The sequence below is a fragment of the Streptomyces sp. NPDC058401 genome (assembly GCF_042722885.1).
GTDB lineage: Bacteria > Actinomycetota > Actinomycetes > Streptomycetales > Streptomycetaceae > Streptomyces.
In genome coordinates, this window is record NZ_JBHXKA010000060.1 from 21463 (window position 1) to 37033 (window position 15571).

7 protein-coding genes and 2 pseudogenes are annotated in these 15571 nt (G+C 73.9%); 5 read left to right on the plus strand and 4 right to left on the minus strand.

Translation table 11 applies throughout. The features are described from left to right. Nucleotides 1-4: 4 nt before the first annotated feature. On the minus strand, nt 5-3292 hold the full coding sequence (locus ACFWNV_RS22335) for an NACHT domain-containing protein (RefSeq protein WP_383949758.1): 3288 nt from the start codon (nt 3290-3292) through the stop codon (nt 5-7). Nucleotides 3293-3490: 198 nt separating this feature from the next. Here ACFWNV_RS22335 and ACFWNV_RS22340 point away from each other — a divergent pair. Beyond that, nucleotides 3491-5216: pseudogene (locus ACFWNV_RS22340) on the plus strand (protein kinase). A 426-nt stretch (nt 5217-5642) separates the two neighbouring features. Here the strand turns inward: ACFWNV_RS22340 and ACFWNV_RS22345 are convergent. Together ACFWNV_RS22345 and ACFWNV_RS22350 are read right to left on the minus strand one after the other, a co-directional pair. Beyond that, nucleotides 5643-6389 (minus strand): annotated as a pseudogene (locus ACFWNV_RS22345) (IclR family transcriptional regulator C-terminal domain-containing protein); the annotation flags it as partial. 812 nt (nt 6390-7201) lie between these two features. Continuing rightward, nucleotides 7202-7729, minus strand: coding sequence for an RNA polymerase sigma factor (locus ACFWNV_RS22350; RefSeq protein ID WP_383949761.1), 528 nt, complete (start codon nt 7727-7729; stop codon nt 7202-7204). 313 nt (nt 7730-8042) lie between these two features. Between ACFWNV_RS22350 and ACFWNV_RS22355 the strand changes: the two genes are divergently transcribed. Both ACFWNV_RS22355 and metG read left to right on the plus strand, forming a co-directional pair. Continuing rightward, nucleotides 8043-10358, plus strand: a complete 2316-nt coding sequence (locus ACFWNV_RS22355; RefSeq protein WP_383949763.1) for a hypothetical protein — start codon at nt 8043-8045, stop codon at nt 10356-10358. 254 nt (nt 10359-10612) lie between these two features. After that, nucleotides 10613-12328: a methionine--tRNA ligase gene (metG, locus tag ACFWNV_RS22360; protein ID WP_383949766.1), complete on the plus strand. Its 1716-nt coding sequence runs from the start codon at nt 10613-10615 to the stop codon at nt 12326-12328. A gap of 89 nt (nt 12329-12417) precedes the next feature. Here metG and ACFWNV_RS22365 read toward each other — a convergent pair whose 3' ends face one another. After that, nucleotides 12418-13683 (minus strand): FAD-binding protein, encoded by a 1266-nt coding sequence (locus ACFWNV_RS22365; protein ID WP_383949769.1) that lies wholly within the window; start codon nt 13681-13683, stop codon nt 12418-12420. A gap of 243 nt (nt 13684-13926) precedes the next feature. Here ACFWNV_RS22365 and ubiG point away from each other — a divergent pair, with 243 nt between their 5' ends. Both ubiG and ACFWNV_RS22375 read left to right on the plus strand, forming a co-directional pair. Then, nucleotides 13927-14664: a bifunctional 2-polyprenyl-6-hydroxyphenol methylase/3-demethylubiquinol 3-O-methyltransferase UbiG gene (gene ubiG, locus ACFWNV_RS22370; RefSeq protein WP_383949772.1), complete on the plus strand. Its 738-nt coding sequence runs from the start codon at nt 13927-13929 to the stop codon at nt 14662-14664. Then, nucleotides 14661-15554 (plus strand): 1,4-dihydroxy-2-naphthoate polyprenyltransferase, encoded by an 894-nt coding sequence (locus tag ACFWNV_RS22375; protein ID WP_383949775.1) that lies wholly within the window; start codon nt 14661-14663, stop codon nt 15552-15554. Before ubiG ends, ACFWNV_RS22375 begins: the two co-directional genes overlap by 4 nt. The last annotated feature ends 17 nt before the right edge of the window (nt 15555-15571 follow it).

Genomic DNA, 15571 nt, shown 5'->3' on the forward strand with positions numbered 1-15571 from the left:
CACCTTACCCGGAGGCTCCGGTCGATCGCGCGGGTGGGACTGACCGGATCTCCAGTCCGTGGGGCCCCGGGATCAGGACCCGGGAGGACAGTGCTCCGTCGCCGGTCAGCTGGGCGGCGTCAATGCTGATGAGCAACCGTTCCAGGCTCTCCATGCCTGCCACGGGGGAGAGGTCGACGGTTCCTCTCAGGCTCGGACTTCCCCAGAACTCGCAGGAGACGAGGCGGGGAAAGACGTGCGGGAGTCCGTCGAGGACCTGCTGCACGGTGTCTGCGTCATGGATGCCGTTCACGCAGAGATGGGTGACTTCCGCCATGACGGTACCGACCGGAAGGGTCGCGAACGAGGGTGCGTCCAGAGTGAGGCTGGAGAGCGACGGAAGGCGGGACATGTCCCGCCAGCCCTCGGTCGTCGCCGCGCCGGAGAAGCAGAGGGATTCGAGTAGGGGGAAGCGGTCGATTCCCTTGAGCTCCTGCTCGGAGGAGAGGCGGCCCACCATGTTGGAGGAGAGGCGGCCCACCATGTTGAGGTGCTGGAGGGGAGCACGCGGATGGAGGTCTTCCGGTGTCCAGCCCAGGGGACCCGTGCCGGAGACCATGAGGGTCCGGAGCTCCGGCAGCTGCCACAGCGGACGGAGGTCGTCCGTGGAGACGTCGATGTTCAGCTCCCGGATCGGAAGCCCGGCCAAGGGGGAAAGATCGGCGATCGGATCGCACCGGCGGGCGGTGAACGACTCGAGCTCCGTCTGGCCCGCCAGGAACGACAGGTCCGGGATCCCGCGATCCACGAGCTGCAAGTGCGTCAGGGTGCGCCCGGAGAGGTACGAGCCGAGCGCCTCCGCGGACGGGTCGCTCCTGACCTCCAGGGATGCCACTCGGCTCCCCAGCTGTTCCAGGTGCGGGAACTGCTCGTCGGAGGTGACGGTGTAGTCCAGTCCCTCCGGGTTCAGCTGCGCGATGATCTCCTCCGCGTAGCGGGCGGTGTCGAAGCGGGACCAGGACCACACGAGCTGACTGCGCACCGTGATCGGGGAGTCCTGTTCGGCGGCGTACTTCGCCAGGAAGGGCAGGGCGGCGTCGGACAGGACCCAGGAGGCCGCAATGATCACGTAGTACCAGTCCCGCGGAGGGACGGCGTCCGGGACGGGCAGCAGGTCCAGGATCAGTGGACCCACTTCCGCCAGGGCGCGGGCCTGGGCCTCGCTGCGGGGCGGGACCAGTCTCGCGGTGCGTTCCTCCACCGCCGCGCGGACGGTCGGCTCCAGCGTCGTCGCGTGTTCCAGGCAGGCGGCGGCGAGCAGGTAGACGCGCGAACGGAGGTACGGGTCCTCCGTGCGGTCGCCGCGACCCAGCATGTCCTCGAAGAGGGCCACCCGCTCGCGCGGCCGGGCCAGGGCGACCGCCATGCGGATGACGTCCTCCCACTGGTCGTCCGCGGCGTGCCCGGCGAGCAGTCCGAAATCACCCTCCTCCACCGCCGCCCGCGCCCCCAGGAAGTCCTGGAAGGTGCGGTGGACGAACTCCACCGTTCCCGGGGCCGGTTCGCGGATCAGGCCGCTGCGCTGGAGGAAGTGGTCGAAGACGGCCCGTGCGTCACCCAGGGCGGCCGCCTCCGGGACCGCGGGGAGGGCCCGGCCGATGATGTCCTCGGCCTGGGAACGGTCCATCTCCGTACGGCCGTTCTTGATCAGCCAGTACGCGAGCCGCTGGAGGAGTTCGAGCTGCGGCTCTTCCCGCAGGTCGGGCCCCTTCATGTCCCGCTCGCGGTCGCGGCGGCTGATCAGCATGGACAGCGCGGCCTCGTACAAGTCCTTCCGGCCGTGCGGGAGATAGCCCCGCCGGTCGCGGTGGAGGGCGCAGATCAGGCCGCACATCAGGGGGTTGGTGGCCAGCCTGCCGAGGTCCGTCTTGGTCCGGACGGCGGTGAGGAGCTGCGCCTCGTACGCGTCGAGTTCCGCCGCGGACCCGGGCCCGCCGAGGGCCGCCGCGTGCCAGCGCTTGATGAAGGTGGCGGTGTCGGCGCGCCCCATGGAGGACAGCGCCAGCTCGCCGAAGGCCTCTTCCACGAGCCAGTCCTGGCCGACGGCCGAGGGGCGCGAGGTGACCAGCCAGCGGTTGCCGGTGTCGCCGTACGTGTCGATGAGGTCCCGCAGCCAGCGGCGGGTCCGCTCGCGCTCGGGCTCCGGGATCTCGTCGATGCCGTCCACGAGGACCAGTCCCCGCCCGGCGGTCAGCACCCGGTGCTCCCATCCGGCGGGCTGGGAGCCGGCGAGGGGACAGCCGATCGCGGCGAGGAAGTCCTTGGGGGCGGGGAGGCGTTCGCCGTGCCGGGTGAGCGTGCGCAGCGGGAGCACGAAGGGGATCCGGTCGCGGAGGTACGCCGGCCGGTCCGGGCGGTCCTGCTGCGCGGCGGCGACGGCCAGCCACTGGACGAGCGTGGTCTTGCCCGAACCGGCCTCGCCCCGCAGGAGGACCCGGGGGGTGCGGGCCAGGGCCTGGTCCGCGGGCTGGGGTTCCGGGGCCGGCTGCGACGCGAGGAAGTCCTCCGAGGTCTCGTAGGCGTCCCAGGAGATCACCGACCGCCCCAGCGGCGCCGCCTCCAGGCTGAGGTAGGCCACGTCGAGCGGCCAGCGCGTCGGAGAGTGGTTCAGATCGATGCCGTAGATGGTGAGCTTGGAGTGCTTCCTCGCCACGTAGGGCAGGTACGTCGCCTCGAAGACGGCGTCCGCCGACTCGGGGAGCGGCGTGCGCCGGATCAACTCATCTGTTTTCGACGCCAGTTCGTGGACCGCCCGGGTCTGGCCGACCAGTGCGTGCGCCGTGAAGGTCTTGCGCTGGGTGAAGAACTCCAGGATGTGCAGGGAGGCGGCGCCGAGCAGGGCCTCGTAGAAGTGCGTGGCGTCGGCGGAGAGGTGGCGCTCCGGGCGGCCGGCCGCGCGGCGCAGTTCCCGGGCGAAGGCCTCCGGGCCGAGGCGGACGGCGTCGACGTCCGTGATCGTGAGGTCGCCCAGGGCGTGCAGGGTCGCGGCGAGGGCGTCGGTGACGGCGTTCTCCTCGTCCGCCGGGATCCGGCGTTCGCCCGGGCCCAGGGCCTGCCGGACGAGGGTGGCGGCCAGGGTGCGCACGTCGGACTCGGTGAGGGTGCGCTTCTCGCCCCTGAACGAGACGTACCCGGAGAGCCGGACCGGCTTGTCGACCAGCCCCGCCCCGGGGGCGTCGGCGACGAAGAACTTCCTGACGAGGGGGCCGATCACGGCCGCCGCCAACTTGAGCCCGATGGCCGTGGGTTCCACGTGTTCCCCCGTAGATCTGTGCCGGTGCCGCCCGACGCGATTCTAGAGTGCGCCGAGCTCGGGCCGGCGGGGGAGCGGGCTACGGCATCATGGCTCCGGGATCGGGCGAGGGGGAACGCGGTGGCACAGGACGAGGTGCGCGGCAGTGTCGTGGTGGCCGGGCGGTACCGCCTGGAGGACCGGCTGGGCCGGGGCGGGATGGGTACCGTCTGGCGGGCCACCGACGAACTGCTCGGCCGTCCGGTCGCCGTCAAGCAACTGCACGCGGGCGAGGGTGACGGGGACGGGGGCCGGGACGGTGTGGGCGCGGGGGCGCTGCGCGAGGCGCAGGCCGTGGCCCACGTGCGCCACCCCCATGTCGTCGTGGTCCACGACGTCGTCGAACACGACGGGCGCCCCTGCATCGTGATGGAACTCGTCGACGGCGGCTCGCTCGCCGACCTGCTCTCCGCCGGGAAGACCCTCACCCCGGTCGAGACGGCCAGGACCGCACTCGCCCTGCTCGGCGCACGGCCGGGGAGTGCTCCACCGGGACGTGAAGCCGGCCAACGTCCTCATGGAGTCGGGGACCGGCCGCGTGGTGCTCACCGACTTCGGCATCGCCCGGTTCTCCGGGGCCACCACCATCAGCGAGACGGGTGCCTTCGTCGGCTCGCCCGAGTACACCGCCCCCGAGCGGATCCAGGGAGCCAAGGCCGGGCCGGCCGCCGACCTGTGGTCGCTCGGCACGCTCATGTGCACCGCGCTGACCGGGGAATCCCCCTTCCGCCGCGATTCCCTCGGCGGTGTCCTGCACGCCGTGGTCACCGCGGAGATCCGCCCGCCCGCCCAGGCCGGGCCGCTCCTGCCGGTCATCCGGGGGCTGCTGGAACGCGACCCGGAGCGGAGGATGGCGGCGGCCGAGGCGGACCGGCTGCTGTCGGCGTACCTGGCCGGCGGCGGCCCGGCACCCGTCGAGCGGGCGCCGGTAGCGGCCGGCCGGGTGCCGGCACCGGCTGACCGCGTCCCCGTACCGGCCGACCGCGTCATCGCAGCCGTGGACGCCGAGGGGTGGCCGGCCTCCGATCGCGCGGACGGCTCCGGACCCGCCGCCGGACCCTCCGCCGGACCCGCCGCCGGACCCGCGCCCGCGCCGGAGTCCGAAGGGCTGACGGCCCCGGCCGTGGCTCCGCGCCCGACGGCCAGGCAGCGCGTCGCCACCCGGCGGGGCCTGGGCCTCGGGGCGGTCGCCGCTGCTGTCGTCCTGGTGGCGGGCGGTCTGATGGTGGGCGCCGACCCGCTGAGCTCGCTGTTCGGGGCGGGGGAGTCGGAGCAGGGCTCGCGGAGCGTGCAGGAGGCTCCCGGCGGCTCCGCGAGCCTGCCGTCCACCCCGGGCGGGACCGGATCGACCCCGAGTCCGGTGGGCGGGGCACCGGTCGGGGCCGTCCCGACCCCGAGTCCGGCGGGGGCGACCCCGGGCGGGCCGCCCGCCGGGTACCGGACCTTCGTCGACCCGCAGGGCTTCGCCATCGCCGTGCCCGAGGGGTACCAGCGGGCCACCGATGACCAGCGGGTCTTCTACGTCTCCCCGGACGGGGCCTTCCGCATCGGGATCCGGGTGAAGATGCCGGTGCCCGGCGGTCCGCTCGGCGTGATGCGGCAGGCCCACGCCAAGGGCCCGGACACCAACCCCGGTTACCGCGGCGGTTCGGTCCTCTCCACTACCTACGGCGAACTTCCGGCGGCGCTGTGGGAGTTCACCTGGGACGGCTTCGAGGCGGCCGAGGGTCCCCGGCACACCTACGACCTTTGCTGGGACCAGAACGGCCGGATGTACGACATCTGGGTCTCCGCCCCGGTGGGCGAACTCGCGCCGGCCAAGCGGCACTTCGACACCGCCGTGGCCACCTTCGTCCCCGGAGCGCCCGGAGCCGTCACCCCCTGACCCGGCCGCCCCGCGCCCCCTCCCCGGTCAGGTGCGCAGCACCACCAGCCCGTCCTGGCCGTCGGCCGTCCGCAGGCTGCCCGGGACCAGCGGGCCGAAGGTGCGCGGGAGCGCCAGGCCCGGGGCCCCGTCGCTCTGGGGGGCGTCGAAGAGGTACGCCGCCTCCGAGGCGCTGTCGCTGACCAGGTGCGGTCCGTCCGCCCCGCCGGCGGCGGCCCGCGGCAGCGGGGTCCGGAAGACCCGGCGCAGCTGGCGCAGGGTCTCCGCCGTCACCGGCACCGGCAGCGGCCGGGCTTCCGGCTCCGCCCGCGGTTCCGGCCCGTCGGCCCCGGTGGATCCTGCCGCCTCCTCCGCGCGGTCCGTCGGGCCGTCCTCCGAGCCGTCCGCCGGGCCGTTCGTCGGGCCGTCCGGCGGGATCGCCCCCGCCAGCAGGAGCGCGAGGAGCACCGGCACCGCCTTGCGCCGGAGCGCCTCCGTGGCCCGGCCCAGCCGGTGCGCGTGCCCGCCGGGCAGGGACAGGGCGAGGCTGCCCGCCGCTTCGCCGAGCGCCAGGGGGACCGCCGCGCACACCACACCGGGGGCGTACTCGCGCAGGTCGAAGACGGGAGCCCCCGGGGTCACCGCGTCGAGCGCGCTGAACAGGGCCCGGCTGTCGGTGATGGTCCGCTGGGTGAGCCGGGCCGGCCGGTGCCGGGCCACGTGGTCGGCGCGGCCGTCGTGATCGAGCTGGCTCAGCAGGCACTTGCCCACCGCGCTGGCGTGCGCGGCGTCCCGGAAGTCCACCCACTCCCGTACCGGCGGGGCGCCGGGCCCGTCCGCCATCTGGGTGATCCGGACCTCCCCCTCCGCGTACCGGCTCAGGTACACCGCCGCCCCCGCGCTGTCCCGCGCCAGGGCCAGAGTGCGCTGCAACTGGGCCGCCAGGCCCCGGCCGCCCGGGGCCGCGAGCCGGTCGAGGGCCGGCCCGGGGGCGTAGACCCCGACGCCGGAGCGGTACGCGTACCCCTCCTCGCAGAGCATCGACAGCAGCGGCCCGAGCTCCGCCTCGGCCAGGCCGGCCTCCCGCCCGAGCCGCCCGGCCCGTACGCCGAGCGGCCGCCGCTGCAGGACCCGTACGACGGCCAGGGCGTGCCGGGCCGCCGCCAGGGCCTCGCCCCCGCCGGGCTGGACCACGGTCCCGCGGGCCGCCGCCGTCAGCGCGGGGTGGCGCAGCGGACCCGCCCCCAGGCGGCCCGCCCCCGGCCGGGGTGGCCGCGCCGGGGCGGCCGGCGGCCGGAACGCGTCCAGTGCCCGGGACACCCCGGGCCGGGGCAGCGGCACCGGGCCCAGGTCGGGGTCGTCGAGCTGGTCGACGTAGCGCAGGACGGCCGCCTGCGCGCACAGCCGTACCTCGCGCAGCTCCCGGCGCCCGCCCGGCCGGAACCGGCGCCGGCCCAGCTCCCGCGCCCAGACCCGGGCGTCGTGGTGCTCGCCGCGCCGGGAGTGGTCGAGGAAGAGGCAGTACGCGGCGTGCGTGGTGCGGCTGCGCCCGGACCCGGCGGCGAACTGCCACCAGAACCGGGCGCCTTCGCGCAGTCCGGCCAGGTGCAGCAGGCAGCCGAAGACCACGGCTCCGGGCAGGTCGGCGTGGCCGCCGCTCTCGAAGGCGTCGAGCCGCTCGCGGGCCCCCGTGGCGCACACGGAGGCCAGGCAGGCGGCCTTGAGGTCGCGTCCTGCCCGCTCGGAGTCCACCGGCAGGTCGCGCAGGGGGTCGCTCCAGCCCAGGGTGCGGCGCCGGGCGTGGGCGCCGCCGCGCCGGGGGGCCGGAGCGGGGAGCGGCCGGGCACCGGAGGCGGTGGAATCGGCGGCCCGCAGCAGCCGGGCCTCCGCCGCGCCGAGGTCGTAGTGCGGATAGCGGTCGCGGACGCCGGCCCGGGCCAGGAACTGCTCCAGGGAGCCCGGGAGTCCGCCGTCCTCGCGACGGGTTCCGCGGCTCGTGTTGCGGTTCATGACTCGGCCGAGGCGTCGAGCAGCCGGGCGAGCCGCCGCTGGGCCTGGCCGAGCTGCGAGCGGACCGTGGCCTCGTCCACCCCCATGATCGCGGCGGCTTCGCCGGGGGTGCACTGGAGTCCGTACCGCAACAGCACGGCGTCGCGCTGCCGTTCGGCGAGCCGGGAGACGGCGGAGTAGAAGCGGATGGTGTCGGTGAGCACCTCGTACTGGTCGGCTTCCGCGTGGGCCTCCTTGAGCGCCGCCTCGAACGCACTGGTGTCCATGGGCTCCGGCCAGGGGCTGCGGCGGAACTGGCGGTCGATCAGCCGCTGTTTGAGGACGGTCCACGCGTAGGCGTCGAGCCGGTCCATGTGGAGCATCCGCAGCCATTCGCCCATGATCGAGTCGAAGGCGGCGTCCACCGCTTCCTCGGCCGCCGCGTCCGAGCCCAGCTGCAGGTACGCGAACCGCATGTAGGCCGGGCGCCGGTCGGCGTGGAAGGCCCAGTACGACAGGCGCGCCGGCGCGTTCCACTGGCTCATGGGCGCCGGCCGCCGTCGCCGGCTCGGCAGACCCACGGCCCCGCCGCCGGACTCCTCCGGAAGACCGCTGCCATCGCTCACCGCTCCACCCCATCCCGTGTGCGGGGCAAGGAAATCAGCGCGGGCGCACTCGGAGGGCGCAGAGACGAAAGCTGGAAGAATTACGTTCGGTGATGATCATGTGTTGATCGATGTCGATCGCACGCGCGCTCAACCAGCGCAAACGCATATGCCGATCTCCTGTGCGTCCGTTTCGCGCCGCCCCGGAGAGCACGGCGTGTGACCATCCCAAGATTCACTCGTTTGTCGGAGTGTGGGTACAACACAGCGATTCGGCTCCACCGCCGTGGAGCAGGCCGAGGCCGTCCTCGTCGAGCACTACCCCCAACTGGTGCGGCTCTCCTACGTGACGCTCCCGGTCACCCTGGGCCGCCATACCCGGGTCCTCCTCGCGCACAAGGCCGTCCAGCGGGCGCTCCCGCGCGGCGGGCGCGGCAGTACGCAGGCTCCGGCCGGTCCCGACGGGCCGGGCGGCCCCCTGACCGAGGTGCGCGTACGGGTCCTGCGCGCGAGCCTGGCCCCGTCCGGCCGGGCCCGCCTCGCCGCGGCCGGGCTCGGCTGGCCACCGGTGCCGCCCTTCGTCTGGGGGCTGCGGCTGTGGCCTCCGGCGGGCGGGATCGACGAGCCGGCCCGGGTGCTGGGCGCGGCGCCGGGGCCGGTCCGGGCGGCGTTCGTCCTGCACGGCATGGACGGCCTCCCGGAGGAGGCGGTGGCCCGGCTCCTCGGCGCGGCGGGGGTGGCCGACCCGGCGGACGCCGTACGGGAGGCGCTGGCCGCTTGGGGGGAGTGGGCGGGCGGTGTCTCCGGGCCCCCGGAAGCGGGCCGGGGCGCCGGGCCGTGGGCGCGGGACGCGCGGGCCGCGACGGACCCGGGTGCCGTGCGCGGCGGTGCCGCACCGCCGGGGCGCGGAGGGCGGGCCGGGCCCGCGGCGGGGACGGCGGACGGTGCCGGCTTCCGCGATGCTGCCGGTCTCCGCGGCGCTGCCGGTCTCCGCGATGCCGCCGGCTTCCGCGACGCTGCCGGTTTCGGCGGCGCCGCCGGGAGCGCCGCCGGGAGCGCCGGTCGGGAAGCGGGCGGGAACACCGCTGGTGAAACGCTCCTGCGGGGCCCGGGCGGCGGCGAGTTCGATGCCGCCGTGGTCAGCGCCCGCCCCACCGACCTGCTGCGCCGACGGCGCCGTACCCGGGCCGGCTGGACCGCCGCGGCCGCGCTGGCCCTGGCCGCCGTGATCCTCGCGGCCGACGGCTCCCCGCCCCGCCCCGAGGTCTCGCCGCTCGCCGGACCGGCCGTCGCCGGGGCACTGGACCCCGCCCGGCTGGTCCGGGTCCCCGCCGAGGCCTGGGCGGACACCGCCCGCGTCGACTTCACCGCCTGGCCCGCGCGCGGCGCCCGCACCGCCGACCGCGGTCTGCTCGCCCGCGCCCTGGCGGCCTGGGCCGCCCGGCCCCGGGAGGTGACGGTGGCGGCCGCGCCGGGAACGGCCACCGACCCTCCGCTGCGCGCGCCGCAGCTCCTGTACGCGGGGGACGTCGCCGGGCGTGCGGTCGTCCTGCTGCTCGACGGGGACCGGGTGGTTCGGTACGGCGAACCCGCCGAGGGCCCGGCCGGGCCGCGCGCCCGGGAGCTCGCCTTCGCCCGTACCGACGAGGCGAACGTGACCACCGCCGCGGCGCTGACCCTGAGCCGCTCCCCGGGGAGCGGGAACGGCAGCGGGAGCACGGACGGCGGCCGGGCCAGGTACCTGCTCGCGCCGTGGATCGCCCGGGCCGGCACCCGCGACCTGCTCCGGGCGGGGGAGGGGACCAAGCCGCTGGCCGTCTCCGCCGACGGGGTCACCGAGGAGACCGCGGTGCCGCGTACGGACGCCCCGGGCGGATCCGGCGGCTCGGGCGGCTCCGGCGGAGCCTGCGCGGCGTGGCCCGTACTGGAGCTGACCTCCTCCGCCCGCATCGTGGAGAAGCACGCCTTCGTCCTCGCCGACCTGGGCGCGCTGACCCCCGTGCACCTGACCTACACCCCGCTGCCCGACGGCCCGGCGGCGGTGGCCGCGCGCCAGCCGCGCGAGGCCACCGGACCGGCCGCGCGGGCGGCGTGGGCGCCGGTCGCCTGCCGGCTGCGGGAGTACCGGGCCGGCGGGGTACGGGCCGTCAACATCTGGGACTTCGCCGACTCCGAACTCCCCGACGGCGCGGGCCGGGCCGTCTGGACCTGCACCCGGGCCTCCGGCTGGGCCGGCCCGGGCGACGTCCTGGTCCAGCTGCGCCTGCCCGCCGGAGCTCCGCAGGACGTGGCGCGGTCCCGGGAGACCGCAGCGTGCGGGCGGTTCGGGCAGCACCTGCTCGCGGGCACCCGGTGGAGGTCCCCGGCCGGCCGCTGGTACCTGCTGGCGGCCGGCAGCCGCGAGGTCGCGGGCATCACGGCGGCCGGCGCCGTCCGCGCGGAGGCGGCCGGCCGGACACTGACCGCCCCCGTCGCCGGTCCGCAGGGCCCCGCGGCCACCCTGACGGCCAGACTCGCGAGCGGCGTCCGGATCACCGCGATCGACGGCGCCCGGGGCGGCCGCGACTGACCGCCCGGCCCGGTGGGACGGTGTCCCACCGGGGCGGACGGCGGTTCGGCGGCTGCCCGGCCCGCTGTACCATGGCCGCAGCGCGAGGGCCGTGACGGAGAGGTCACAGTCCTCGCTTTTGCGTTGCACCCGTCAGTTCTGCGCTGTACCCCCCAGTCCACCCCGAAGAAATGCGGCGCGTGGCGTTTCGGCGGTTCGATACGATGAACCGCACGTCACGTTGTACCGGCATATATGAAATGGAGCATCCGAGGATGGCTCGACACCTGATCACCAGCGCGCTTCCCTATATCAACGGGATCAAGCACCTGGGCAACATGGTCGGGTCGATGCTTCCGGCGGATGTGTACTCCCGGTACCTCCGCCAGCGCGGCCACGACGTCCTCTACATCTGTGCCACCGACGAGCACGGCACCCCCGCCGAACTCGCCGCGAAGGCGGCCGGCCTCTCGGTCGCCGAGTTCTGCGCGCAGGCCCACGACGCCCAGAAGGCGGTCTACGACGGCTTCGAGCTGTCCTTCGACTACTTCGGCCGCAGCTCCTCGGAGCAGAACCGCGAGATCACCCAGCACTTCGCGCGCCGGCTCCAGGCGAACGGCTTCATCGAGGAGCGCGCGATCCGGCAGGTCTTCTCGCCGGTCGACGACCGCTTCCTGCCGGACCGCTACGTGGAGGGCACCTGCCCGCACTGCGGCTACGACAAGGCCCGCGGCGACCAGTGCGAGAACTGCACCCGCGTCCTGGACCCCACGGACCTGATCGAGCCCCGCTCGGCGATCTCCGGCTCCACCGAGCTGGAGGTCCGCGAGACCAAGCACCTCTTCCTCCTCCAGTCCAAGCTGCAGGTGGAGGTCGAGGCCTGGGTCGCGGAGCACGAGGAGGAGTGGCCGCAGCTCGCGTCCTCCATCGCCCGCAAGTGGCTGACCGAGGGCCTGCACGACCGCGCCATCACCCGCGACCTCGACTGGGGCGTCCCGGTCCCGGCCGACACGTGGCCCGAACTGGCCGCCGACGGCAAGGTGTTCTACGTCTGGTTCGACGCGCCGATCGAGTACATCGCCTCCACCAAGGAGTGGGCGGATGCCGACCCGGAGAACCGCGACTACAAGTCCTGGTGGTACGAGGCCGAGGACGTCCGCTACACCCAGTTCATGGCCAAGGACAACGTCCCGTTCCACACGGTGATGTTCCCCGCCACCGAGCTCGGCGTCCGCGAGCCGTGGAAGATGGTCGACTACGTCAAGGCCTTCAACTGGCTGACGTACTACGGCGGCAAGTTCTCCACCTCGCAGAAGCGCGGCGTCTTCACCGACCAGGCGCTGGAGATCCTCCCGGCCGACTTCTGGCGCTACTTCCTCATCGCCAACGCGCCCGAGTCCGACGACTCCTCCTTCACGTGGGAGCACTTCACCGCCACGGTCAACAAGGACCTCGGCGGCACGCTCGGCAACTTCGTCAACCGCGTACTGACCTTCTCCCGCAAGAAGTTCGGCGACGAGGTCCCCGCCGGCAGCCCCGCAGGTGAGGCCGAGGCCAAGCTGGGCACGCAGATCGCCGAGCTGCTGGCCGAGTACGAACTCCACATGGACGCGCTCCAGTACCGCAAGGCCGCGGCCGCGCTGCGCGCCCTGTGGTCCGCCGGAAACTCCTACCTCGACGAGAAGGCGCCCTGGACGGAGGTCAAGACCGACCTGGACGGCGCGGCCCTCACCCTGCGCACGGCGATGAACCTCATCCACCTCTACTCGGTGGTCTCCGAGCCGTTCATCCCGGCCTCGGCGCGCGCCATGCGCTCCTCGTTCGACCTCGCCGACGACACGGCCACCTGGATCACCCCGGAGCAGGCCGCGTCCCTCGACGCGGTGCCGGCGGGCACGCCGTTCACGGTTCCGCCGGTGCTCTTCCCGAGGATCACCGAAGAGGACCTGGAGTCGTACCGCGAGCGCTTCGGCGGCAACCCCGAGGCCTGAGCCGTACCGGCCTCCGGAGCGTCACCGCTCCAGGGCATCAGCACACGCAGGGGCGCGGCCCGTCGGGGTCGCGCCCCTGCGCGCTTTCCTCACGGCCGTACGCCGCCGAAGGCGCGCGGGTTGAAACGGGTCAGCGCGTGCTCCTCGCGCAGGGCCTCCAGCCGCCGCAGCGCGTCCGCACCGTAGAAGCCCTCCAGCAGCTCCGCGTCCAGCTCGTGGGAGCCGTACAGGTACGGGCGGCCCTGGGCCGCCGCGCAGGCCGCCAGCAGCTCGCGCAGCACCCGGCGGGTCTCGGCCACCGCGTGGGAGTCGGACTTCTCGATGGTGGTGAACACGCCGACCCCGTACTGGACCGAGGTGTCGAGCGACGGGGCGAAGACGAACGGCGTCGCCTCCTCGGGGCGCTTGATGACCAGGAAGTACAGGCTGATCAGGTGGTCCGCGAACGGGGACTCGCGGGTCAGCTCCTCCAGGGTCTTCGTGATCCCCTCGAAGCCGGCCTCGTCGAAGACGTAGTCGGCCCAGAGGTTCACGCGGGACTCGTCCTGAAGGACGGGCAGCAGGTGCTGGTCGACCTCCTGGTGCAGCAGCAGGGAGTAGTCGGGCGCCGGCAGCACGGTGCCCGGCTCACCCGCCGCCACGGCTTCCGCGGCCTCCGCCGCCCAGGCGATCTGCGAATACCAGGAGGTCCGGTCGTACATGCCGAAATAGCCGGAAACCGCGGGATCTCCGGCGACTGACTTCATGTAGTGGGCGAGATCGGAGATTCCGGTGTGCGCAATCCTGGAGACGGGAGTGACCGCCCGGTACGGCACGGTGCGGAGCACCGCGTTCCTGATGAAACCGACCTGCCCCAGACCGCCCAGGGCGAATCGGAACAGCTCGGAATTCTCCCGGCGGGAGCAGGTGCGTGAACGTCCCGTTCCGTCGACGAGTTCGATCTCTTCCACCTGGTCGATCTGAAGTCCCGACCGCAGGGAACCGTGGCCGAAACCTCCGATGGACAGCGTCCCGCCCACCGTGAGATTCAGATAGCTGGGCAGGACGGGATTGGCTCGCCCGTGCCCGTTCAGCCATTTCTCCAGTGCGAGCCAGGTGATTCCGCTCGGGACTTCCACGAGATGTTCCGTGCCCGTGAAGCGCGGCTCCGCATCGGCGCGGGCATTGTCCAGCACGGTCCCGGACGCGAGCGTCTGGGTGTTGCACGAGCGGCCGGCGCCCCGTACCGCCGTGTCCTTGCCGGACGCGGCCGCCTCGGCCATGAGGTCGCCGATCTCCCCGTCCGCGCCTTCCCGGACCACCCTTTCGGGGGTGAGGGAGAGGGACCGTCCGAAATCGGTGCTGAATGCGCTCATTGTGTGCCACCTTTCCCGGATCTCTTTCCGGGTCGCGCCGCATGGGCACCTGCCCGAGGGGCGGCAGGTTGCGGGAGTTGGGGAAGTCAGGGGAGAGTAACCGGCTCCGGCCCCGCTCCGGAAGGCCGCAGAACGCTCCCGGGCCGTGGGCTATAGGGATGCTCCATGCGGGCTCTATCAGCCCCTGTCAGGCTTCTGGAAAAGGTTGACAGCAGTGCGACTGATGGGCGGAGGTAAACTGCTTTGCTTACACGCAGTGGAGAAAAGGACAGGTCGGAAATCCGGCAGGACTTCATCTCGGATTACGACGGGCTCGCCGACGAGTGGTGGGATCCCAGGGGGGCGCTCGCGCCGCTGAGCTGGATCGCACGGGCCCGCGCGGAATTCGTTCCCGCCGCCCGCGACGCGCAGGCCGCACTGCTCGACATCGCCTGCGGCGGCGGGCTGTTCGGCCCGCACGCGGCGGCCAAGGGCTACCGCGTGGTCGGGGTCGACCTCTCGGAGATGTCGCTCCGCGAGGCGCTGCGGCACGGGTTCGACGAGGTCGTCCGGGCCGACGTCTCCGAACTCCCCTTCGAGGACGAGTCGTTCGACGTGGTCACCGCGGGGCAGTGCCTGGAACACGTACCGGATCCCTACGCGGTGGTGGCGGAGGCCTGCCGGGTCCTGCGTCCCGGCGGCACGCTGATCGTCGACACCATCGCCGATACGCGGGTGGCCCGGCTGGTCTCCATCACCCTCGCCGAGAACCTCCCCCTCCCCGGCAGGCCGCCCCGCGGCACCCACGACCACCGGCTCTTCGTCAACCGGGAACGGCTGACCCGGGCCGCGCGGGAGAACGGAGTCGAGCTCGAACTCCTCGGCCTGCGCCCGCGGATGCGCGAGATGGCCCGCTACGCGGCCGGCCGGATCGACGAGGTGACCATGGTGCGCACGAACTCCACCTCCGTCCTCTACCTGGGCGTGGGATCCAAGAAATGACCCTCCAGCAGCAGCCCGTACAGCACGGCGCCGTACGGAGCTGGGTGGCCGGCGCACGGCTCAAGACCCTGCCCGTCACCTTCGCCCCGCTCGCGGTGGGCCTCGCCGTCGCCGCCGAGGCCGGGACCGTCGACCCGTGGCACGCCGCCCTCACGGCCGTGCTCCTCCTGGGCTTCGTCCTGGGGACCAACTTCTTCAACGACTACAGCGACGGGATCCGGGGCGTCGACGACCACCGGGCGGGCCCGGCCCGGCTGGTGGGCTCCGGACGGGCCACGCCCCGGCAGGTCTTCCGGCACGGACTGGCGCTGTACGCCGTAGGAGCCCTGGCCGGGCTGGTCCTGGCCGTCCTGGTCTCGTGGTGGGTGCTGCCGCTGACCGTCTCCCTCGCCCTCGGCGGCTGGTTCTACACCGGCGGGGCACGGCCCTACGGCTACCGCGGCCTCGGCGAGATCAGCATCTTCCTCTTCCACGGCGTCGTCTTCGTGTGCGCCCCGGCCGCCGTCCAGCTCGGGCACGTGCCCCCGGCCGCCCTCGGCGCGTCCGTACCGCTGGGCTTCCTCGCGGTCGCGCTGCTGACCACGAACAACCTCCGCGACATCCCGACCGACGCGGCCGCGGGGAAGATCACCCTCGCGGTGCGGATGGGCGCCGGACCGACCCGGCAGTTCTACGCCCTGTGCGTCGCCGCGGCCTTCGTGTCCGCGCTGCTCCTCGCCTCCGCCCGCCCCGGCGCGTTCCTCGTCCTCGGCGCGGTCCCCGTCGCCGTCCTCCCCTTGCGCCGGGTGCTGGGCGGAGCGGCCGGCCGCGAGCTGATTCCGGCACTGGAGCACACCTGCCTGCTGCTGCTCGCGTTCGGGTCCCTGCTGGCGATCGGCCTGGCCCTGTGACCTCCATGAGGGAAACG

What these genes read in the sequence shown, in the direction of transcription:
- ACFWNV_RS22375 (WP_383949775.1), top strand. Translation starts at nt 14,661, where the DNA reads ATGACCCTCCAGCAGCAGCCCGTACAGCACGGCGCCGTACGGAGCTGG.
- ACFWNV_RS22365 (WP_383949769.1), bottom strand. Translation starts at nt 13,683, where the DNA reads ATGAGCGCATTCAGCACCGATTTCGGACGGTCCCTCTCCCTCACCCCC.
- ACFWNV_RS22350 (WP_383949761.1), bottom strand. Translation starts at nt 7,729, where the DNA reads ATGAGCCAGTGGAACGCGCCGGCGCGCCTGTCGTACTGGGCCTTCCAC.
- metG (WP_383949766.1), top strand. Translation starts at nt 10,613, where the DNA reads ATGGCTCGACACCTGATCACCAGCGCGCTTCCCTATATCAACGGGATC.